The sequence below is a fragment of the Brevibacillus fluminis genome, assembly GCF_003710825.1.
GTDB classification, from domain to species: Bacteria; Bacillota; Bacilli; order Brevibacillales; family Brevibacillaceae; genus Brevibacillus_D; species Brevibacillus_D fluminis.
Genome location: NZ_RHHQ01000017.1, coordinates 205,969 through 227,336 on the forward strand (window position 1 = coordinate 205,969; position 21,368 = coordinate 227,336).

Here is a 21,368-nt window from a genome sequence, read left to right on the forward strand (position 1 = left end):
GAACCAGCCGTGCTACATAGGCTGGTTCTTTCGCGTTTATCCCCATTCAGTACGTGACAGGCGGATGGCGTCCATCAAATTGGCGCGCTTTTTCGTTTCGTTGTGGTAAAGCGCATTTTTTTCGATATGGTCGATGAAGAGAATCCCGTTTAGGTGGTCGATCTCGTGCTGCATGCAGCGGGCCAAGTAATCACGCCCGTGAAGCAGCACAGTTTCACCTTGGCGATTCAGTGTTTTGACGGTTACCGATTTCGCACGTTTGACCGTCCCTGTATACCCGGGAAAAGACAGGCACGCTTCCGGCCCAACCTGCTGCCCGCTCATTTCCACGATTTCCGGATTGATCAGCTCAATCAGACCGTCGCCGCAATCCATGACAACGACACGCTTCAAGATGCCGATCTGTGGTGCCGCCAAGCCGGCACGGCCTTCCTCGTCATAAAGGGTTTCGGCTAAGTCGTCGAGCAGCTTGATGACTTTGGCATCAATCGCTATCACCGGCTTTGCCATCTTTCGCAAAATAGGATCGCCGAAGGGCAAGATGGTTTTGACAGACATGGAGTTATCCCCTTTCTTCCGTTAGGCGCCTTTTCTCTGGGTAGGAGTATGCGACCACAGATCATTGGGCGTGCAAGCCAAAGCCGTGCACAAGGCATCGAGTGTTTCCGCTTTCATCTGCTTTGGCTGCTCATTGAGCAGCGCGCTGATCGATGGGGCAGAAAGCTGATACCCTGCTTTGTCCTTCAACAGCCGTGCTAGTTCGGCTCCGGTCCATATTCCTCGCTCCGCCATTACTTGGCGCAACATCCAGATCAACATCACATTCACCCTTCCAGTCGAACAAGCAACCTGTTATTTAGGTGCTGCCTAATTTTTTTATGTATTACCTAATATACCAGATACCGATGAAAAGGGAATCATTAGCAGTAACTTTTTGTTGTCTTGGGCGGGTGAGAAAGCTTCTATCCAATTAACTTGTATACAAGGTGAAATTTGCGTGTTATATTCAGAATTGACAGATAAAATGACAGGAGCGAATGAAATGGAACCTATTGAGGAATGTTTGACGTTTTTGCTGGGTAAAGCGCAGCAGCGTTCCTACCAAATCGGCAAGCAGCTACTGCAGCCGTACGGTGTCACCCCTGTTCAATATGCAATGTTGCATCTACTGTATGAGCGGGACGGGCAAAACGGTGCGGAGCTAGGGGAGCGCTTGCGGTTGGATTCCGCCACCATGACCGGATTAATCGACCGGATGGCACAAAACAGGTTGGTCGAGCGCAGGCCGGACCCGTGCGATCGCCGCGTCAACCAGATTTTCGTAACGGACAGAGGGCAAGAACTTCAAGCGGTATTGCACCAAAGTATGCAGGTGGCAGAGGAGGAGACGGTTCAAGCCTTGACTGATGACGAGGTGTCTTTACTGAAAAACTTGCTGTATCGAATCGGACTACACGAAGGAGAGGGAAAAAGATGAACATGAAACCATTGGAAGAAACCATTGTCGGTGCATTGGGAATCAAGATGGTCGAGGTATCGAAAGATCGCGTGATCGCGACAATGCCGGTGCATGCCGCTACACACCAGCCGTTCGGACTGCTACATGGCGGCGCATCGGTAGTGCTTGCCGAAACGGTCGCAAGCTTCGGTACGTGGTACAACGTTGATCAAGAACGTGAAGTGGCGGTGGGTTTGGAAATTAATGCGAACCATCTCCGTCCGAAAAAAGACGGGATCGTCACGGCGATCGCGACTCCGCTGCACAAAGGGCGCACGACGATGGTCTGGGACATCAAAATACAAGACGAGGAAGAGCGTTTAATCTGCATCTCCCGCTGCACGGTGGCGATCGTTAAAACCGAACAGGGGAAGGGGTGAATCGCATGGCAGCACATCTACTCGCCAGATGGCTCGATCAGATGGTGCTTCCGGCCATTTCCGCCCCGATGTTTCTGGTATCTGGCCCGAGGCTAGTGATCGAAAGCTGCAAAGCCGGAATCATCGGTTCCTTTCCCGTCTTGAATGCCAGGACTTCGGATCAACTGGAGGAATGGCTGCAAGCGATCACAAATGAGCTTGCGGCAATCAAGCAAGCGGAACCCGAACGGTGCGTTGCCCCTTGGGCGGTGAACCTGATTGTCCATCATTCGAACAAGCGATTCGACGACGATCTGGCACTGATCACCGCGTACCAGCCACCGCTCGTCATCACCTCGCTCGGTGATCCGATGCGCGTGGTGGAGGTCGTACATGCATACGGCGGCCTTGTTTTTTCCGATGTGAGCACGGTGCACCATGCTCGAAAAGCCGCGCAAAAAGGGGTCGATGGGCTGATCCTCGTCTGCAACGGAGCTGGCGGCCATGCCGGGGTGATCAATCCGCTTGCGTTCATGGGCGAAGTCAAGCAATTTTGGCAAGGCATTACGGTGCTTGCGGGGTGTGTGTCGCATGGGCATGATATTTTGGCAGCGGAAGTGCTCGGCGCCGACCTAGCTTACATGGGGACGCGTTTCATCGCAACGGAGGAAAGTATGGCGAGCGACAGCTACCGAGAGATGCTGCGGCAAGCCACGCTTGAGGATCTGCTTTATACCGACGCGTTCAGTGGTGTCAAAGCTAATTATCTCGTGCCAAGTATTCGAGGTGCAGGGCTCGATCCCGATGCATTGCAGAAAAAAGCGGAGATGGATTTCACCTTCGTCAAAGCTGATGGGACGGGTGCCAAGGCATGGAAAGACATTTGGTCAGCTGGCCAAGGCGTTGGTGCTGTGAAGAATGTGCAGTCCGTTGCATCGGTGGTAAGCGAGCTTCGCTGCGAATATGAGGCAGCGTACCGAACGCTTTCAGAAAAACAAATCAAAAGGAACGCGCCCTTTCACTGACAGTCTGCCGCCCAACTTTTCCAGCTCGCATCCAACCGTCCAGACGGGCAGACGCCATTCCTACATATGCTGATGACAACTGCTATGTGGGGATGTGATATTGTTTGTCCAACTGGAAAAGAAAAGCGGATAGCATCATTGGGCTTGGGAAAAAGTACCTCGGCACTCCTTACTTGTTCGGAGCAAAACCCGGTTCTACGCGGCGATTCGATTGCAGCTCATTCACGCAGTACATTTACGGCAAACATGGGATCGAATTGCCGCGCATTTCCCGCGAACAAAGCAAACACGGAAGGCCAGTTACACTCGGGGAAATCAGGCGTGGTGACTTGCTCTTTTACAAGACGCACAAGCGCCGGCATCGTAAAGGGCTGCAAAAGATCGGGCATGTCGCGGCTTATTTAGGGAATAATCATATGATTCACGCTGCGGAGGAAGGCGGTATCGGTATCATCAATATCCATCAGTATCCAAAAGGCGTGCTGGCAAAGGCGCGCAGGGTCATTCTTGATTGATAGATGAAAATGAAGAAAAAAGGCTGGCGACAAACCATTTGTCACCAGTCCTCTTTTTTGCGAGAATAGGAATGAATATTCGGAAATTGGCTCTGCTTGCGTTTCATGCTGTGAGGGAACGGGCAAAGCGCTTACAAAAAAGGAGTGATCGGATACATGGCAGACACGGTTCAGTATGACACCTATTTCAAGGAGAATCGGGAACGGCACTTGCAGGAACTACAAGCATTTTTGTCTATTCCAAGCATAAGCTCACTGCCTTCACACCAAGCGGACATGGAGAGAGCGGCGAAGTGGCTCACGACGGAACTGATGGCGGCAGGAATGGAAAATGCCATCGTATTGCAGACTGCAGGCCATCCAGTCGTGTATGCGGAATGGCTGAATGCTCCGGACAAGCCGACAGTCCTCATCTATGGCCACTATGATGTGCAGCCGGTTGACCCGCTCGCACTATGGGACACGCCTCCATTTGAACCGACCATTCGCGATGAAAAGCTGTATGCACGGGGGGCGACCGATGATAAAGGGCAGCTGTTCATGCACATCAAAGCGATCGAGGCACTCATGGCATGCAGAGGCGAACTCCCTGTCAATATCAAGGTTTGCTTTGAGGGGGAAGAAGAGATTGCAAGCCCCCATTTTGAAGCTTTCGTTGCGGAAAATCAGGACTTATTGGCGGCCGATGTTGTGGTAATTTCCGATACGCCGCTGTGGGAAGCGGGGCAGCCAGCGATTTATTACGGGCTGAAAGGCTTGTGCGGGTTGCAAATTGATTTGCGCGGGCAAAAGGAAGACCTGCATTCTGGATTTTTTGGCGGCCTGGTGCACAATCCACTGCATGCGATGGCACAGCTTTTAGCGAGTCTTGTTGCCGAAGATGGACGCATTGCCATAGAAGGATTTTACGATGATGTGAAATCGCTTTCAGAAGAAGAGAAAACGGCGTTTGCCCGAATACCGTACGATGCGGAAGCGACTCGTGAGTCCCTTGGCGTCGAATCGCTGTTTGGCGAACCGGAATACTCGGCACTTGAACGCAATTGGGCCAGGCCAACACTGGATATCAACGGCATGTGGGGCGGCTTTCAAGGAGAGGGGACGAAGACGGTCATACCTGCTGAAGCCCATGCCAAAATCACCTGCCGCCTCGTAGACGGACAAGTCCCCGAGCGAATATTGGAAAAGATCGAGCAGCATTTGCAAAAACACAAGCCTGCAGGCATGACTGTCTCGACCAGCTGGTTGCCGGGGAAAGCGAGCCCCTATTCGACACCGGTGAGCCATCCGGCTATCCAGGCTGCAGCCCGAGCGTACATTGCTACCTATGGGGCTGAACCGCTATACACCCGCGTAGGCGGAACGATTCCGGCCGTAGAAGTATTCCACCGCTTGATGCACCTGCCAATCGTATTGATGGGCTTTGGGATGCCGGATGAGAATTACCATGCACCGAACGAGCACTTTTATTTGGTTAATTTCGATACGGGCTTGCGGACCATTTGCTGCTTCCTGGACGAAATCGCCGGTTTGACGTCGATCAATGGCTAAAAGTTTCGTACCCCAAACACGCTGCCGCTCAAATAGTGATGGCGTGTTTTTTTGTGCTTTGCTGTGATGGGGGACGATACCCTTATTAACTTTGTTTGTAGATCGATTTCATGTGACGCCGACACAGGCAACTACCGTAGGGAGTACTATTTCCATCGGATTTGCTCATGAATGCTTGCTTTATGGGCCGATCTCTGACAAATATGGACGTAAACAGGTTCTAAACCGCTGAGTAGGCTGCGCCTGTAAAAGCGGAATGTAGAATGAAAGGAGAATGAGAGTGAACGACTTGCGTTTAAGTGTACTGGATGTATCGCCGATTTATCAACATGTCTCACCGTACGAAGCGCTGCAGCAGTCGCTTTTGCTCGCGCAGACGGCGGAAAAGGCTGGGTATACCCGCTATTGGGTGCCGGAGCATCATGATTTGCCGCATCTGGCTTCCTCATGTCCGGAGGTTTTGCTGGCGCATATCGGATCGCAGACATCCACGATTCGGATTGGGTCGGGTGCCGTTCTTTTGCCCTATTACAAACCGTACAAAGTGGCGGAGGCGTTTGCCCTCTTGGCCACGCTCTATCCTGACCGAATTGACTTGGGGATCGGACGTGCACCAGGAGGACCTGCCCATGCTTCACTCGCTTTGAGCGAGTCCTATTTGCAGCAGGTGTATCAAATGCCGGCGCTTTTGCAAGATGTGACCGCACTTTTAAATAACACGTACCAAATTGACGGAAGGCCGGTAATTGCCCGCCCGATCCCTCCCGTACCCGCACAGCTCTGGCTGCTTGGGACAAATCGGAAAAGTGCTGAATACGCGGCTGCGGTCGGTGCGGGGTTTGTGTTTGGCCAATTCATGAGCGATACGGATGGCAGTGAGATCGTGGAGCTGTACCGCAACAACTATCAGGCGACGGACAAACATCCTGCCCCACGCGCAATCATGGCAATCGGAGTCGTATGCGCGGAAACGCCGGAAACGGCTGAAGCATTAGGAGAAGAAGCGAAACGCTGGAGCGGCGCGGCCTCCTTAACGCCGGAATCTACCCCCATGCCAAGCACGGGTAAGAAAATGCTTGTCGGTACGCCTGAGCAAATTCGTTCCGAACTGGTCGCGCTGCAGGAGAGAACGGGTATCGACGAATACATGATCACCACACCAATTCCGGATTACGAAAAGCGTCTGCGTTCGTACCGCTTGTTGGCTCACGCCGTTTTGGGGGAATAGCCTTTATCTTACCAGTCACATGCTATTCCAGTGAATAATTTCCACTCGCCAAAGAGAAATATAAAAAGGCGAGGGGGAACTGGACCATGCGTTTCTTTGAGAAAAGGACCAATCAGGAAAATGAATGTGGCGATGGCAGCCTGTCGATCCGTTCCCACGAAGAGCTGCGCGATTATTTGCATACCGCTTTTTTTGGAACCGATGATTTGGTCATCGATTTGATCGAGCGAAATGATGAAATCATGGCACTGATTCAACTGGCAACACTGACGGATCTGGAAAAGGTGGACGAACAGATCCTGAGTCCGTTGAATCGAAACCACGACCGCTTGTTCCTGAATGCGATCAAGCCGGCCAAAATGCAGGAGCTATACGCACCAGAGCAGGTTGTCGAAGCGCTTACCAGAGGAAACTGCGTTGTTTACATTGAAGGGTATCCGTGTTTTTACAGCTTCAACACGTCGATCATGGTGCAGCGGAGCATTGCCGAGCCAATCAACGAGAAAGCGTTCAGTGATTCGCATGAAGGCTTCAACGAACGGTTGGAAACCAACCTGTATTTGCTACGACGCAAGATGCCGACAAAAAACCTCGTGCTCCGCTACTTTGAAGTCGGACAGTCCGTCAATTCGCGTGTCGCTGTCGTATTTGTCGGACAGTTGGCGAATCAGGAAGTCGTCGATGAGGTGGAGATGCGCATTCGCTCCCTTCGCATCGATTATGTATCATCAGCTGGCGTGCTCGACCAAATGATTGAAGATACGCCTTTCTCGCCATTCCCGCAAATTTTGAGTACAGAGCGGGTCGATCGTGTGTCGGCGAATTTGATGGAAGGACGCATTGCGGTCATGGTGGAGGGATCGTCCAATGTGCTGATTCTCCCCGTCACGTTCTTCGCTTTTTACCAATCACCCGATGATTACAACATTCGATGGATTAACGGCAGCTTTTTTCGTTTTTTGCGAATGGCCAGCTTTTTTCTGGCGATTACGCTGCCGGCGATTTACATATCAGTTGTCAGTTTTCATTTTGAGACCATTCCCAGTGAATTGGTTCTCCCTATGCAGGTGGCGGTCATGCACATTCCGTTTCCTCCGATCATTGAAGCGATTGTGATGGAATTGACGATTGAATTGCTCCGCGAGGCAGGTCTTCGTCTGCATACAGCTGTCGGGCAGACGATCGGCATCGTCGGCGGTTTGGTCATCGGCGACGCCATCGTGCGAGCAGGGTTCGTTTCCAACGTCATGATCATTGTGGTGGCGTCGACGGCGATCGCATCCTTCGTCGTGCCATCGCATGACTTCCGCGAGACGGTGCGCATTTTGCGGTTTCCGATGATGATTTTGGCCGCTACGTTTGGCTTTTTGGGCATCACGTTTGGCTTTTCGTTTTTGCTCATTCACCTGTGCAAGCTGGAAGGCTTCGGGGTACCGTACTTTTACCCGTTTTCCCCTTTTCGTTTAAATTCGTTGCAAGATTCCTTTGTCCGATTGCCAATTTGGTCGATGAACCGCAGGCCTATGGATAGCCGTCCCCAAAAACGGATTCGAGAATTTTTCTCAAGGGGTTGGGTAAAAGATGAGCATCCAAAAAGATAAAATCACCGTCAACCAACTCGCTTTTTTTACAATCCAAACGGCTATCGGCGAGGGAGCGCTCACGCTCCCTTACGGCGTCCATTCAGCGGCTTCCTCTGACGGGTGGATCTCGACAGTCATTGTCGGGATCATGAGCCAGATTAGTATCATCGTCATCTGGCAAGTATGCCGCCGTTTTCCGGGACTGACACTGATGGAATTTCTGCCGCAGCTGCTCGGCAAATTTGCGGGTCGGCTGCTTGGCTGCATATACATCGTCTATTTTATCGGGATCGCCAGTCTCGTAGTCGTAAACTACTGTCGAATTATCAACAGCTGGATTTTTCCCGAAACACCAAAAAGCGTCATCATGATTTTGATGATGATTACGGCCTATTCGCTTGCGAACGAACGGTTGCGTGTGATCGCCCGTTTTTGTGTGGTGATCTCCATCATGCTGCTTTTTCTGATCGGGCTGGTGGCCATACCGCTTTGGGAAGGGAACTTTTTGTATTTTTTGCCAGTTGGACAGGCCGATTTCGGAAAGCTGGCTGCCGGGGTGAGGGAGGCGACGATCGCGATGGCCGGATTTGAACTTTTGTACATGGTATATCCGTATGTCGATGGTACAGCAAAGCAAATTCGCAAAGCCATGCTTTATTCGTACCTCTTTGTGACGGCTTTCTACTTGATGATCGTCATTGCAAGTTTTATTTTTTTTAGCCCTGATGAACTTCATCTCATTCCAGAGCCGATGCTTTATATGCTCAAGGCTTTTACATTTCGAATTGTGGAGCGGACCGATCTTCTGTTTTTATCGCTGTGGGTTGTCATCGTTCTTACGTCGATCGTAAGCTATGTTTACCTCGCAGCTGCAGGGATCAAAAAAATGATGAACCAGGAGCGCAATTCAAAAACGACTTTGGCTGTCGTCATCCTTTGTTCCTTGTTGTCGCTGATTCCCAATCACTTTTTACTGATCGCTTCCATCAATAAGTACTATTCTTACTTGACGCTGGTCATGAACTACGCCGTCCCAGTGTTTCTGCTAATCGTCTGCATGTTCAGGACAAGGGGGAAGGCTGCTTGAGGAAAAAAATCGTGCTGACCGTTCTCGTCGTGTTGCTTGCTCTGCTTACCACGGGATGCTGGGACCTCACATTGTTGAAGGAAGTTCGCCTCGTGCTCGGCACTGGCCTGGATGAAGCGCCAGAAGGGAAGACGTTGGTGACCTATGTGATACCCGATATATCGCTGAACAAGAAAAACACGATTCAAGTCATTTCGACCACAGGAAAAAATGTGCGTGACGCTCGCATCCATTTGGCAAAATTGCTGACTGCGGTTCCTGACGGTTCGAAAAGCCGTTACCTACTGCTCGGCGAGCGGGTGGCAAGGAAAAAAATTTACACGTATCTCGACGTGCTGTACCGTGACCCGAAAAGCGCGCTCAATGCAAAAATCGCCGTGGTCAAAGGCCGTTCATCCGACTTCCTCTTGGAAGAGCATAAAAAGAAGCAAGGGGCAATCGTGAACATGGATAAACAAATCGTCAGTGCTGAAGCGGCGAGCATTGTCCCCAAGGTACATGTGCAAGCGATTTGCACGACGATGTTTGATCCGGGACAAGATGTGATCATGCCTTATTTGGAAATGGGCAAGAACGGCGCAAGCGTCAAAGGTGTAGCATTGTTCAACAGCCAAACCATGACCGGCACGCTAGATACCATGCACTCGATCATCTGCAACTTGCTCGCGGATCACATGGGCAAACGAACAATCATCACCTTGCAGACGACAAACGGCAAAAATCTGAATGATGAAATGACGCTGCATATTTTAAAGCGGCTGCGAAAGCTTGACGTGCAGGTGAAAAAAAACCATGTTTACGCAAATGTTTCCTTGCTATTGCACGTCGGGATCGAGGAGTTTCCGATTGATCATTTAACCGAAACGAAACGAGTTGCTGAGCTTGCGGCATTATTGTCAAAAGAACTGACGACTCATGCGAATGACGTGATCGCCAAACTGCAAAAAGCGAACTGTGACGCCCTTGGCATCGGTAGACAAATCATCGCGTACCATCATGACTACTGGAAAAAGGTGTCGTGGTCGAAAACGTATCCGACGATCACGATTGAGCCAACCGTAAAAGTCGAGATTTCAAGACCCGGCATCATTTTCTGAACAACAATGCGATACCTCTCAGGGGTATCTTCATATTTTCTACAAAAGTCTTTGCTACAGTTTGCGTAAGAGCGAAAAAAAGCAACGCAAACGAATCGAGGAGGCTTTTGGGATGAAAAAAAAGATGCTGATTGCAGTGGCTGGTGCAGCAGTCGCGTTTGTAGGAGCTGGCATTTGGGCATGGATAACGGCGGACAGCAGCGCAGCCGATGGCATAGCGAAGCCCACCGTTACGACGGAGAATGGCAAAACGATCAAAACGTTCACTCTGGTGGCTGAGGAGACGGAGTGGGAGATTGCGGCCGACAAAAAAGTCGAAGCATGGACGTATAACGGGACCGTGCCAGGTAGTCAGCTTCGTGTGCAACAGGGAGACATCGTCCGGGTGGAGCTGAAAAACAAGCTGAAGGAGCCAGTGAGCATCCATTGGCACGGCTATCCAGTCCCTAACAACATGGATGGTATACCGGGGATGACGCAAAATGCGGTTCGACCCAATGAAACCTTTACGTACCTGTTCGAGGCCACGATTCCCGGTACGTATTGGTATCATTCCCATCAGGACAGCGCTAATCAAGTCGACAAGGGGCTGTACGGCACGCTGATTGTAGAAGACAGCGCCACGCAAAAGCTGAACCGTGATTATACGCTGGTGCTAGACGAATGGATGACCCAAGCGGACGGTGCGAGCGGCGGCATGAATCACGGGGGGATGGACCATGGGCAAATGAACATGGGGACAAATGAAACCATGGCAGGCATGGACCATAGCCAAATGCAGATGAATAATCAAGCTACAGCTTCCTTACCGCCGGGAGCCATGCATGATCAGATGATGCAGACCATGTACAACACATTCACTGTCAACGGTAAAAGTGGCGAAGCGATCACACCGCTCGCGGTCGAAAAAGGAGATAACGTCCGTCTGCGCTTCGTCAACGCGGGCTATCAGAGCCACCTGGTTTCGCTGCAGGATCAGCCCTATCGGATTGTCGGTGTGGATGGGCAGACAGTCAACAGCCCGCAAACAATCACAGGCCAGCCGCTGCGCATCGCGCCGGGGGAGCGGTATGACGTCGAGTTCACCGTCGAAGCACTGCAAAACTGGCAGATCGAAAGCCTTGACCAGTCGGCAGCAGCCAAGCAAATGAGCATTCCGATCGTTGTAAAAGGGGCGACGGGGAAAGTCGAGCAAGGTGTCAAGCAGACCAAACCAGTCGATTTGTCCACCTATGGTGCCGATGGAACGGGCAAATTTACACTGAAGACAAACTATGATTTGACCTATCAGATGGATTTGGGTGAAAAACCAGGGAAAACCGAGATGGACGCCGTATTTACCATCAATGGAAAGGCGTACGGAGAGGTTCCACCATTGGTGGTGAAAAAAGGGGATAAGGTTTTGGTGACGATGCGCAACGTCGGCTCCTCGGATCATCCCATGCATCTGCACGGCCATTTCTTCCAGGTACTGCAGAAGGACGGACAACCAATTGCAGGCGCGCCGATCATGAAAGATACGTTGAATGTGAAACCGGGCGAGACGTATGTCGTGGCATTCGAGGCTGACAATCCCGGCGATTGGATGTTCCACTGTCATGATCTGCACCACGCGGCAGCAGGGATGGTGAGCGAGGTGAAATATGCAGGCTACAAATCGTTTGTTCCCGATCCGTCCGTAGGCAACAAACCGGAATAAAGAGAGGATGGAGGGGGGAGACCGTGTCATCAACCATTTTGATCGTCGATGATGAACCCAAAATCGTCGAGGTGTTGACGCTCTATTTAAAGGCAGATGGTTTTCATGTGCTTACCGCATCGACTGGGTTACAAGCTGTTGAATTTGCCGAAAGCTATCCGATCGGCTTGATCGTTCTGGATCTCATGCTTCCTGACTTGACAGGAGAAGAGGTGTGCCGAAAGATCCGCGGATTCTCTCGGGTGCCGATTCTCATGCTTACCGCGAAAAGCACGGAGGCTGACCGTGTGGCAGGTTTGTCCATCGGTGCAGACGACTACTTGGTCAAACCGTTCAGCCCGCGCGAACTGACCGCGCGCGTTCGCGCCATTTTGCGCCGAATCGGTGACCATAAGGTGCTCAGCGATCTATTGGAAATCGGGGCACTGCACATTTCACTGGAAGCGAAAACTGTGAAGAAAGACGGCAGCTTGCTTGAGCTGACGCCCAACGAGTATCGCCTGCTCGTGACGTTAGCCCGTTATCCCGGGCGGATTTGGTCGCGCGACGAGCTGGTGTCCGAGGTACTAGGGATCGATTTTGCCGGAATCGACCGGACGATCGACACGCATATCAAAAACTTACGGCAAAAAATTGAGGACGATCCGCGAGAGCCAGCTTACATCAAAACGGTGTACAAACTGGGCTACCGGTTGGATTTGCCGGAACGGTGATTCTAGATTTCCAGCAAAGGAAACGGAGGAACTTCTTATTAGGGAGTTCCTCTTTTTTGTTCGGGATGTGTCTCAAAGCAGCCTTTTCACTACTTCATAAAATGATTGTGTGACAGGGGAACTCAAGTCGTCATCTTTTCGCGAACAGAAGTAGATAGGCCTTTTCATATCGATGCCCTCGATAAAGACGCGGCCGATCTCTCCCTTTTCAACCATATCTTTCACCACCAAAGCAGGAACAAGCATGGCCCCATATCCTTCTTGAATGGTTTTAATGGACATATTCATCCCGTTATATCGAAGCGTCATTTTCGGTGGAGAGAGATCATGAATTCGGCACAATGCCAACAGTTGTTCCCGAATACTACTTCCTTCCTCCCTCATAAAGAAAGGTTCTTCCATCATTTCGTCAAGGGTCGTCTTTTTCGAATCGAGTCGGTGACCCTTTGGTACAATAAACCAAAGTTCATCGTCAAACAACTTTTCATAAAAAATATCCGGATGCTTTGATATGCCCGCGATGATTGCCAAATCCGCTTCATAGTGCAATAACTGCCGATTGGCTTCACTTGAATTAACAACGGTTATGATGATATCAACGTCAGGATTTTCTTTCTTAAACGTAGCGACCCATTTCGGCAATAACACATTCGCTGGTAGTCCCGTCGAAGCTATACGCAATGTTCCAATTTTTCCTTTTCGAAAATCATCGAGTTTCCGTTCTAATTCTTTCTCCATGGCAAACATGCGTTGGGCGTGAAGGTAAATGAGTTCTCCAGCCTCAGTCAAACGAATCCCTCGTCCATTAGGTTCAAGCACTTTCACTCCAATTTCATTTTCCAGCTTCCGAATTTGAGCGGTCACAGACGGCTGACTGATGGCAAGGTCAATTGCTGCGCCAGTTACGCTTTTTCGATTGGCAACCTCAAAAAATACTCGCAGTGCATGTAAATTCATTCAGCTTCACTCCTGAACAGCATATATAGTTATTATCTATGAATACATACAAAGTATATATTATACTGATGACTCCTCACAATTTATGATTGTGATTGAGGTGATACTCTTGCATGACGTGACTATTGGCATGTTAATCGTATTGTTTGGATTAGGGTCCTTAGCTTCTTTTATTGATTCTGTTGTAGGAGGAGGGGGACTTATTTCCATACCAGCTCTCTTGCTAACCGGACTTCCTCTTCCAATGGTTTTAGGAACGAACAAATTGGCTGCGACGATGGGGTCATTAACCAGTACCATTTCTTTTATCCGCTCTGGAAAAATGAATGTGCATTTGGTTCGATATCTCATCCCTTTTTCCTTGATCGGAGCCGTTTTAGGATCAATGACTGTTCGACAATTGACAACCTCATTTCTTAAACCATTGGTCATTTTTCTGCTTATCGGAGTAGCGGTATACACGGTGTTTAAAAAAGACTGGGGAAAAAGCTCGACGTATTCAGGACTAACAAAAAAGTCGGGATTGATAAGCATTTTGGTTGCTTTCTTGCTTGGCTTTTATGATGGATTCTTCGGAGCAGGAACCGGATCATTTTTAATTTTTGCTTTTCTCTCACTTGGGTTTGACTTTGTCACAGCTGCGGGAAATGCAAAAGCTTTAAATTTTTCTAGTAATGTGGCTAGCTTGGTTACGTTTATCTGCTTAGGCTCTGTAAGCTTTTTACCTGGAATCATTATGGGTTCCGCAATGGTAATCGGTGCATTAGTTGGCTCGCGAATGGCCATCCGTAAAGGTTCAAGCTATGTCCGTCCGCTCTTTATTGGAGTAACCATCATCTTAATCGGTAAGCAACTATGGGATGTCTTGCACTAAAGTCTGGAAGAAGCCTTGCCAGATTCACAACGATCAACTATAATAATTTATTTGGAAACCAAATGGTTGATTGACGTTTACTGGGGGCAGAAAAGAAGTGGAACGGTATCCTTTTGCGTATGACCCTTCCGAGCCGTTCATCCAGCAGGTGAGCGATTGGATTGCGGACGTTTTTTATGACATTTTACCTGAGGCAGGCTTTGAAGTAAGGGATGAGCAGATTTATATGGCGTTTCAATTGGAACGCGCGTTTGCGGAAAAACAGACGATTTTCGCTGAAGCGGGGGTTGGAACCGGCAAGACGCTGGTGTATTTGCTGTATGCGATCTGCTATGCCAAATATACGAGAAAGCCTGCGATTATCGCCTGTGCGAACGAATCATTGATCGAACAGCTGGTCAAGCCGGAGGGCGATCTGGCGAAGCTGGCGCAGCATTTGGGAATGACCATTGACGCCCGGCTGGGCAAATCGCCGAATCAGTATCTCTGCCTCAACAAGCTGGAGGAAGCGCGTTATAAAGATGACGAAGCCGAGCTTTATACCGACATGTATGCACAGCTGCCGTCCTTTGTCCACACATACGAAGCTTTGCAGACGTTCCATCCGTACGGCAACCGCAGCGAATATCCGCAGCTGTCGGATAAACAGTGGAATAAAATCAACTGGGACCCGTTCCAAGACTGCTTCGTGTGCGACAAACAGCATCGGTGCGGGCAAACCTTGTCGCGTGACCATTACCGCAAATCGGCGGACGTGATCATTTGCTCCCATGATTTTTATATGGAACATGTATGGACCTATGAAAGCCGGAAGCGTGGCGGACAGCTGCCGCTTTTGCCGCCGCATTCTTCCGTCGTGTTTGACGAAGGGCATCTGCTGGAACCAGCAGCGCAAAAGGCGTTGACGTACAAGCTGAATCACTCGATTTTTGAGGAGATCATCACGCGCCTGCTCAAAGGCGAGATTCGGGAATCGCTGGCAGAGGCGGTGGAAGAGGCAATCGGGCAAAGCGGGCTCGTCTTTTCCCTTTTGGCGAAACAAAGCAAAGCAGTACCTGGATCTGCACGTAAAGAAATCGTGTATACGGCTGAACTGCTAGCCGAGATCCAAAAGCTGAGCGATGTGATCGCCTGGATTGAGGAAGATTTGGCATTGGAGAGCGGCTTGTATTCTTTGGATGAATATCAGCTGCGCATCGTCAACGAGCATCTGGACATGATCCAGCTTGCCCTCAGCCTGTACCGCCAAAAAGATACCGTCATCTCATGGCTGACAGTCGATGCGGAAGGCGATACACTTGTGCTTATGCCGCGAATGGTGAAGGAAGTGTTGAAGGAACAGGTATTCTCGCAGAAAATGCCGATCGTCTTTTCCTCTGCCACACTGTCGAGTGAAGGCACTTTCGATTACGTGGCAAGCAGCTTGGGCATCGAGCGCTATCTCTCATTTACGGTCGCTTCTCCTTATGCGTATGCGGAGCAGATGAAGGTGTACGCGCCAAAGCTTGCGGCAGACCAACCGCTAACAATGCAAAAAACGCAGTTTGCACTGCAGTCGATCAAGCATACGGATGGACGAGCCTTACTCTTGTTCCCGTCGTTTGAGGAGTTGAACCAGTTCAGGCAGGCGCTCGCAGAGGATGAAGTAGCGGCAGGGGTTCGTTTTTTGTTCGAGGGGGACCAAGAGATCAGCCATCTCATCTCGTCGTTCCAGCATGACGAGAAAAGCTGCCTGTGTGCGGTAACGCTATGGGAAGGGCTTGATGTACCGGGGCCATCGCTTTCCAATGTCATCGTCTGGGCGCTTCCTTACCCACCGGATGATCCGGTCTTTATGGCGAAACGGAAAGCGAGCGCGGAGCCGTTTGCAGAGGTGGATTTGCCGTATATGCTGCTGCGTTTGCGACAAGGGTTCGGCCGTCTGATCCGCACGAGGGATGATTCTGGAATTGTTGTATTGCTGAGCGAACAGCTGCATCAGAATGAACTTGTGCGAGCAAGGGTGCAAGCAATCTTGCCTGCTGGTGTGGTTTGGAACGAAACAGCGGATTTTGCCTAAAAGAAAGCCTTGGAGCATGTCTCCAAGGCTTTTTTGCATTTTCTAGAATGGCTCGTGTTTGGTGAAAGTAATGTTATAGACTGGGGGGTGACCCTATTTGGATGATGTTAAAAAATGGTTGGCACCATACCTCCGTCCATACGAATTGGTGAACCTTTAAATGCGGTTGCATAAGGACTGGATACGAATGTAACCAGCCTGCCTATTTCAAAAGGCTTGATAAACCGCTGTAATTCGGATTGGGGCAGGCTTGCAGCCATAAATCGCTTTTCTTTTTCCGAAAATGCCATATCTTCAGGAAACAAACGATCAATGATTTGATATACGTTTTCGGATAGTGTTGGTCCTGGCATGATTGTATTGGATGTGACTTCTGTTCCTATCGTTAATTTAGATAGGCTTTTTGACAGCGATAATAGCATAGATTTCGTCATGCCATACTGAGGCATTTTCCCTGAAGGCATGATCGCTTCTTCACTTGCTATAAAGATGATTCGCCCATAATTATTCTTCAACATGCTAGGTAAGTAAAATTTAGATAATCCATTAGCGGCAAGGACATTTGTCCGGAAGTATTTTTCCCATACTTCATCGTCAACGTCTTCATAGGACATGATTTCATATATACCCATATTGTTCACAAGAATATCGACGTGGGGATATTTCTCAAATAAAGCTTCTCTTTGCTGCCTTTCCACAATATCGGCCGTAGCATTCTGAGGAAAAGTTGCCGGGAATTCCGACTTCAATTCATTTACAGTACGTTCTACCTCTTCATCATTCCGTCCATTTACGAGGACGTTGACTCCTTCTCTCGCAAGCTCAATGGCAATTGCTTTCCCAATACCTTTCGTCGATCCAGTTACTAAAGCAGTTTTGTTCCTTAATCCCATATCCATAACACTTGTCTCCTTTGTTGTCATTCTCGGCAAGCTGACTAGAAGGTAAGCTTGGAACATGCTTGTGCTCCGAATAGAGATTATCGTACTTTGTCTGGACCGTTCGGTAACTAGCGTACGACGCCAAATTTCTTGCATAACCCGCCAAAAGATAGTCCTGATTGGAACGGGTTAGGTTAGGGGGCTATGTCGGCTAACGTATTCGGAACGCCAATTTGCGGGTGTATCGCCTTCCCACAGGCGAAAGGCCCGGTAAAACGAGTTCTGATCTTCATACCCAATTAAGAAAGCCACTTCTTTTATATCGAGCTTGGGGTCGGCCAAGTATTCTCGTGCCTGTTCATGTCGAGCCTGTGTTAACAGTTGCTTGAAGGTTGTGCATTCATCAGTAAGTCGGCGCTGCAAGGTACGATCGCTCATGCCCAGCTCGTTCGCAACAGCTCGAATAGTAAGGTGGCCTCCAGTTAGACTTCGCTTCAAGATCCACTTGGCCATCTCAGCGACTGAACGACTGAACCGTTCATCCAATGATCGGTCCAAAACAGGTGTCAAGATCTCCAGCAATTCATTGTTATACGATAAAAAGAGGCGGTCCAAATCGCTTCGATGGAGTGTTAATCGGTTATAAGTGGTACCTATCCGTATTGGGCAACCGAAGTAAGCTTCGAGGGTAGCTACGTCACCCATCGAGTGAGAAAATTCCACGGACTTTGCAGTTATAGGCGTACCCGTACCCCGTCGCCCAAGCTCTAGAAGAAAGGCTAATGTGGTTCCAACCAGCACTGGTGGTACCGGTTCCACAATGGGCATCCAATTCAATTCGATTGTACAGCTCGCGCCTTCTTCTGTTATACGCAAACTTTCCGGTGGGCACAGTTGTTTGTACCGGGCCATTCGATGAAGAGCGTCGCGATAGTCACGAGCATGGTAGGTCGCTAAAACAGTCGGTGGATATTGTGCCGTGTCAAAGTTGGTTAAAAGCTTGATGATTCCGATAGCAGTGTCACCAACCAGATCTGAGTATGCTTGCCAGATTCTGAAATATTGGACAGTGGTGACGTCTGCTGGTTCTGTACGAAGAGTGAGCGGCAGGTGCGCTTTGCGAGCTACGTCGTGTGGGACAATTCCTTGTCGTTGTAATCCCGCCAAAAATCCTGCCGGTAATTTTATACGGTCTGATTTCATTACGTATGGATCTCCTTAAGTTGTTAACCAAGAACATCTCGATTGGAAGAGGCTAATGGAATGTTTACGAGCGGCTGGTATGAGGTGGATCGGCTAGAAAAGGTATGCGAACCCCATTCACATGGTTGACGAAACGTAGTGGAAAAATCAAAAAAGAACCTGGACAGTTTTCCCAGGTTCACGATATTGCGCATAAAAAGACACGATGATATAATCAGATCACGACTGATAAAATTCCGAATAGTCGAAGTAATTGCATCCTACACTTTAATCGTACCATGCCGGTAAACTCTTGTCAAATGTTTTTTCTAAATTTAATGGTTAGGGGAGATAGTGAATGAGTACGTTGGTTCTCGGCTTCCAGGAAATCGAAAAAACGCAGCTTTTGCTCGTTGGCGGAAAAGGGTTGAATTTAGGGGAGTTATCCAAAATTGAAGGAATACAAGTACCAGAAGGATTTTGTGTAACAACCTTGGGATTTCAAAAAGCCATCGAACAAAACGAAACGTATCATGCATTATTGGATCGATTAACCATGTTAACAGTAGAAGATCGAGATGAAATCGGTGAGATCAGCAGGAAGATTCGACAAATCGTGATGGACGTAGAAATTCCTTCCGATGTTGTGAAAGCAGTTGCTCACTATCTCACCCAGTTTGGCGAGGAACATGCCTATGCAGTTCGTTCTAGTGCGACTGCTGAAGATTTACCACATGCCTCTTTTGCTGGTCAACAAGACACCTATTTAAATATCATCGGCAAAGAAGAAATATTGCAGCATATCAGCAAATGTTGGGCTTCCCTCTTTACGGATCGTGCTGTAATCTACCGTATGCAAAATGGATTTGACCACCGTCACGTTTATTTATCCGTTATCGTTCAAAGAATGGTTTTCCCACAAGCTTCTGGGATTTTATTTACCGCTGATCCGATTAGTTGTAACCGAAAGCTGCTATCAATCGATGCCAGTTTTGGACTTGGAGAAGCACTTGTCTCCGGCTTAGTATCTGCCGATTGCTATAAAGTACAGGGAGAGGAAATCGTCCAAAAGAGGATTGCAACCAAAAAATTGGCTATCTATGGACGAAAAGAAGGCGGAACCCAGACAGAGCAGATCGATCCTGATCAGCAAAAGGTGCAAACACTTACGGAACAACAAATTTTACAACTGGCACGCATCGGAAGACAGATCGAAGCTTATTTTGGTTACCCACAAGATATCGAATGGTGTTTGGTTGATGATTCATTTTATATAGTCCAAAGTCGTCCAATCACGACGTTATACCCGATCCCTGAAGCGAATGATCAAGAAAATCACGTTTATATATCTGTTGGTCATCAACAAATGATGACTGACCCCATCAAACCACTTGGATTGTCTTTTTTCCTGTTAACGACTCCAGCACCCATGCGTAAAGCTGGTGGAAGGTTGTTTGTTGATGTTACGCAAAGGCTGGCTTCACCTGACAGCAGAAACAACTTATTGCATGCCATGGGACAACACGATCCGCTCATGAAAGACGCACTTATGAACATCATTGAGCGAGGAGATTTTATAAAATCGTTGCCAAATGATACTAAAGCATCGAGTCCAACTAGAGGCAATACAGATATACCGGCACAATTTGAAAACAATCCATCAATCGTTTCTGATTTGATTAAGCGTAGTCAAACATCCATTGAAGAGTTAAAACAAAACATCCAAATGAAATCAGGATCAGATTTATTTGATTTTATTCTAGAAGATATTCAGGAATTAAAGAAGATTTTATTTGACCCACAAAGTTCAGCTGTATTTATGGCTGCTATGAATGCTTCATCCTGGATCAATGAAAAAATGAACGAATGGTTAGGTGAAAAAAACGTAGCAGACACGCTTTCTCAATCTGTGCCAAACAATATTACGTCGGAAATGGGTCTGGCGCTAATGGGTGTCGCTGATGTGATTCGCCCTTATCCAGAAGTAATTGATTTTTTGCAGCATGTAAAAGATGATAACTTTTTGGAGGAACTGGTTACGTTTGAAGGTGGACAGGAAACCAGGGATGCTATCCAAGCTTATCTCGATATTTACGGAATGCGATGTGCCGGAGAAATCGATATGACGAGAACTCGTTGGATCGAAAAACCAATTACACTTGTCCCCATGATTCTAGGTAACATCAAAAACTTTGAGCCTAATGCTGGCAAGCGGAAATTTGAGCAAGGGCGAGAGGAAGCTTTGGAAAAAGAACAAGAGTTACTAGAAAGATTGAAACAATTGCCGGATGGTGAACAAAAAGCCATAGAGACAAAACGAATGATCGACCTCGTACGGAATTTTATCGGTTATCGTGAATATCCAAAATACGGCATGATTAATCGCTATTTCGTTTATAAGCAGGCCTTGCTAAAAGAAGCCGAAAAACTCGTAGAAGCTAGCAAAATTCATGAAATAGAAGATATATACTATCTGACTTTTGAAGAGCTTCACGAAGTCGTACGCACAAACAAACTGGACTATCAGATCATCAGCAAACGAAAAGGCGATTACAAATACTATGAAAAACTAACTCCCCCACGAGTAATTACGTCTGATGGTGAAATCTTTGTAGGTGAGTACAAACGAGAAAATCTCCCGGCCAACGCGATTGTAGGTTTACCTGTTTCTTCCGGAGTGATTGAGGGCAGAGCACGTGTCATCTTGCACATGGAAGAAGCTGATCTGGAAGAGGGAGATATATTAGTCACCGCCTTTACTGACCCTGGTTGGACACCTTTATTTGTGTCCATAAAAGGTTTAATCACCGAAGTTGGTGGACTAATGACCCATGGAGCAGTGATCGCGCGTGAATATGGCTTACCTGCGGTTGTCGGGGTAGAGAATGCTACCAAACTGATTAAAGATGGGCAACGAATCCGCGTGAATGGAACAGAAGGGTACATTGAAATATTGTAATGGCTAAATCGGAAGGGGGAGACTGGGTAGCAATTGCAATGTGTGAATAAGTAAGAAAAGCGGTAGTTTAAGACTTTATTATCAGTCTTAAATCCGCTTTT

General features: G+C 48.5%; 19 protein-coding genes. 14 read left to right on the forward strand and 5 right to left on the reverse strand.

Annotation, left to right across the window (positions count from 1 at the left end; all coding sequences use genetic code 11):
* Positions 1–36: 36 nt before the first annotated feature.
* Positions 37–558, reverse strand: a complete 522-nt coding sequence (gene def, locus EDM56_RS21125) for a peptide deformylase (RefSeq protein WP_122919894.1) — start codon at positions 556–558, stop codon at positions 37–39.
* A 21-nt stretch (positions 559–579) separates the two neighbouring features.
* Complete coding sequence (locus EDM56_RS21130) at positions 580–819, reverse strand: helix-turn-helix domain-containing protein (RefSeq protein WP_122919895.1); 240 nt, start codon at positions 817–819, stop codon at positions 580–582.
* A gap of 223 nt (positions 820–1,042) precedes the next feature.
* Here EDM56_RS21130 and EDM56_RS21135 point away from each other — a divergent pair, with 223 nt between their 5' ends.
* The 11 genes from EDM56_RS21135 (at position 1,043) to EDM56_RS21185 (ending at position 12,355) form a co-directional block, all read left to right on the forward strand.
* Entirely contained in the window at positions 1,043–1,477 is a 435-nt protein-coding gene (locus EDM56_RS21135; RefSeq protein WP_122920032.1) for a MarR family winged helix-turn-helix transcriptional regulator, read from the forward strand.
* The gene (locus EDM56_RS21140; RefSeq protein ID WP_122919896.1) at positions 1,474–1,878 is read left to right on the forward strand and encodes a hotdog fold thioesterase; all 405 of its coding nucleotides are present in this window, start codon (positions 1,474–1,476) and stop codon (positions 1,876–1,878) included. The genes EDM56_RS21135 and EDM56_RS21140 overlap by 4 nt, the downstream gene beginning before the upstream one ends.
* A gap of 5 nt (positions 1,879–1,883) precedes the next feature.
* Positions 1,884–2,882, forward strand: a complete 999-nt coding sequence (locus EDM56_RS21145) for an NAD(P)H-dependent flavin oxidoreductase (protein WP_122919897.1) — start codon at positions 1,884–1,886, stop codon at positions 2,880–2,882.
* A 104-nt stretch (positions 2,883–2,986) separates the two neighbouring features.
* On the forward strand, positions 2,987–3,397 hold the full coding sequence (locus tag EDM56_RS21150; RefSeq protein ID WP_122919898.1) for a C40 family peptidase: 411 nt from the start codon (positions 2,987–2,989) through the stop codon (positions 3,395–3,397).
* A 156-nt stretch (positions 3,398–3,553) separates the two neighbouring features.
* Complete coding sequence (locus EDM56_RS21155) at positions 3,554–4,948, forward strand: dipeptidase (RefSeq protein WP_122919899.1); 1,395 nt, start codon at positions 3,554–3,556, stop codon at positions 4,946–4,948.
* 274 nt (positions 4,949–5,222) lie between these two features.
* Complete coding sequence (locus tag EDM56_RS21160; RefSeq protein ID WP_122919900.1) at positions 5,223–6,176, forward strand: MsnO8 family LLM class oxidoreductase; 954 nt, start codon at positions 5,223–5,225, stop codon at positions 6,174–6,176.
* Between the two features lie 86 nt (positions 6,177–6,262).
* Positions 6,263–7,777: a spore germination protein gene (locus tag EDM56_RS21165; protein WP_122919901.1), complete on the forward strand. Its 1,515-nt coding sequence runs from the start codon at positions 6,263–6,265 to the stop codon at positions 7,775–7,777.
* Positions 7,758–8,846: a GerAB/ArcD/ProY family transporter gene (locus tag EDM56_RS21170; protein WP_122919902.1), complete on the forward strand. Its 1,089-nt coding sequence runs from the start codon at positions 7,758–7,760 to the stop codon at positions 8,844–8,846. The genes EDM56_RS21165 and EDM56_RS21170 overlap by 20 nt, the downstream gene beginning before the upstream one ends.
* Positions 8,843–9,943: a Ger(x)C family spore germination protein gene (locus tag EDM56_RS21175; protein ID WP_183192539.1), complete on the forward strand. Its 1,101-nt coding sequence runs from the start codon at positions 8,843–8,845 to the stop codon at positions 9,941–9,943. The genes EDM56_RS21170 and EDM56_RS21175 overlap by 4 nt, the downstream gene beginning before the upstream one ends.
* 112 nt (positions 9,944–10,055) lie before the next feature.
* Positions 10,056–11,642 carry a multicopper oxidase family protein gene (locus EDM56_RS21180; protein WP_122919904.1) on the forward strand — a complete coding sequence of 529 codons (1,587 nt, stop codon included), beginning with the start codon at positions 10,056–10,058 and terminating at the stop codon, positions 11,640–11,642.
* A gap of 23 nt (positions 11,643–11,665) precedes the next feature.
* Positions 11,666–12,355 (forward strand): response regulator transcription factor, encoded by a 690-nt coding sequence (locus EDM56_RS21185; protein WP_122919905.1) that lies wholly within the window; start codon positions 11,666–11,668, stop codon positions 12,353–12,355.
* 72 nt (positions 12,356–12,427) lie between these two features.
* Here the strand turns inward: EDM56_RS21185 and EDM56_RS21190 are convergent, their stop codons facing one another.
* Positions 12,428–13,312 carry a LysR family transcriptional regulator gene (locus EDM56_RS21190; RefSeq protein WP_122919906.1) on the reverse strand — a complete coding sequence of 295 codons (885 nt, stop codon included), beginning with the start codon at positions 13,310–13,312 and terminating at the stop codon, positions 12,428–12,430.
* A gap of 130 nt (positions 13,313–13,442) precedes the next feature.
* On the opposite strand from EDM56_RS21190, the gene EDM56_RS21195 reads away from it, so the two are divergent.
* Together EDM56_RS21195 and EDM56_RS21200 are read left to right on the forward strand one after the other, a co-directional pair.
* The gene (locus EDM56_RS21195) at positions 13,443–14,186 is read left to right on the forward strand and encodes a TSUP family transporter (protein WP_221175998.1); all 744 of its coding nucleotides are present in this window, start codon (positions 13,443–13,445) and stop codon (positions 14,184–14,186) included.
* A gap of 97 nt (positions 14,187–14,283) precedes the next feature.
* Positions 14,284–16,245, forward strand: a complete 1,962-nt coding sequence (locus EDM56_RS21200) for an ATP-dependent DNA helicase (protein WP_122919908.1) — start codon at positions 14,284–14,286, stop codon at positions 16,243–16,245.
* Between the two features lie 107 nt (positions 16,246–16,352).
* On the opposite strand, the gene EDM56_RS21205 is transcribed toward EDM56_RS21200, so the two are convergent.
* A complete protein-coding gene (locus EDM56_RS21205) occupies positions 16,353–17,144 on the reverse strand; it encodes an SDR family NAD(P)-dependent oxidoreductase (protein ID WP_122919909.1) in 792 nt (263 codons plus the stop codon).
* A gap of 171 nt (positions 17,145–17,315) precedes the next feature.
* A complete protein-coding gene (locus EDM56_RS21210) occupies positions 17,316–18,329 on the reverse strand; it encodes an AraC family transcriptional regulator (RefSeq protein WP_122919910.1) in 1,014 nt (337 codons plus the stop codon).
* 337 nt (positions 18,330–18,666) lie between these two features.
* Here EDM56_RS21210 and ppsA point away from each other — a divergent pair, with 337 nt between their 5' ends.
* Positions 18,667–21,267 carry a phosphoenolpyruvate synthase gene (ppsA, locus tag EDM56_RS21215; protein WP_122919911.1) on the forward strand — a complete coding sequence of 867 codons (2,601 nt, stop codon included), beginning with the start codon at positions 18,667–18,669 and terminating at the stop codon, positions 21,265–21,267.
* Positions 21,268–21,368 lie beyond the last annotated feature (101 nt).

Coding starts and splice junctions, on each gene's coding strand:
- def (WP_122919894.1), bottom strand. CDS start 558: ATGTCTGTCAAAACCATCTTGCCCTTCGGCGATCCTATTTTGCGAAAG.
- EDM56_RS21130 (WP_122919895.1), bottom strand. CDS start 819: ATGTTGATCTGGATGTTGCGCCAAGTAATGGCGGAGCGAGGAATATGG.
- EDM56_RS21135 (WP_122920032.1), top strand. CDS start 1,043: ATGGAACCTATTGAGGAATGTTTGACGTTTTTGCTGGGTAAAGCGCAG.
- EDM56_RS21140 (WP_122919896.1), top strand. CDS start 1,474: ATGAACATGAAACCATTGGAAGAAACCATTGTCGGTGCATTGGGAATC.
- EDM56_RS21145 (WP_122919897.1), top strand. CDS start 1,884: ATGGCAGCACATCTACTCGCCAGATGGCTCGATCAGATGGTGCTTCCG.
- EDM56_RS21155 (WP_122919899.1), top strand. CDS start 3,554: ATGGCAGACACGGTTCAGTATGACACCTATTTCAAGGAGAATCGGGAA.
- EDM56_RS21160 (WP_122919900.1), top strand. CDS start 5,223: ATGAGAGTGAACGACTTGCGTTTAAGTGTACTGGATGTATCGCCGATT.
- EDM56_RS21165 (WP_122919901.1), top strand. CDS start 6,263: ATGCGTTTCTTTGAGAAAAGGACCAATCAGGAAAATGAATGTGGCGAT.
- EDM56_RS21170 (WP_122919902.1), top strand. CDS start 7,758: ATGAGCATCCAAAAAGATAAAATCACCGTCAACCAACTCGCTTTTTTT.
- EDM56_RS21180 (WP_122919904.1), top strand. CDS start 10,056: ATGAAAAAAAAGATGCTGATTGCAGTGGCTGGTGCAGCAGTCGCGTTT.
- EDM56_RS21190 (WP_122919906.1), bottom strand. CDS start 13,312: ATGAATTTACATGCACTGCGAGTATTTTTTGAGGTTGCCAATCGAAAA.
- EDM56_RS21195 (WP_221175998.1), top strand. CDS start 13,443: ATGTTAATCGTATTGTTTGGATTAGGGTCCTTAGCTTCTTTTATTGAT.
- EDM56_RS21205 (WP_122919909.1), bottom strand. CDS start 17,144: ATGGATATGGGATTAAGGAACAAAACTGCTTTAGTAACTGGATCGACG.
- EDM56_RS21210 (WP_122919910.1), bottom strand. CDS start 18,329: ATGAAATCAGACCGTATAAAATTACCGGCAGGATTTTTGGCGGGATTA.
- ppsA (WP_122919911.1), top strand. CDS start 18,667: ATGAGTACGTTGGTTCTCGGCTTCCAGGAAATCGAAAAAACGCAGCTT.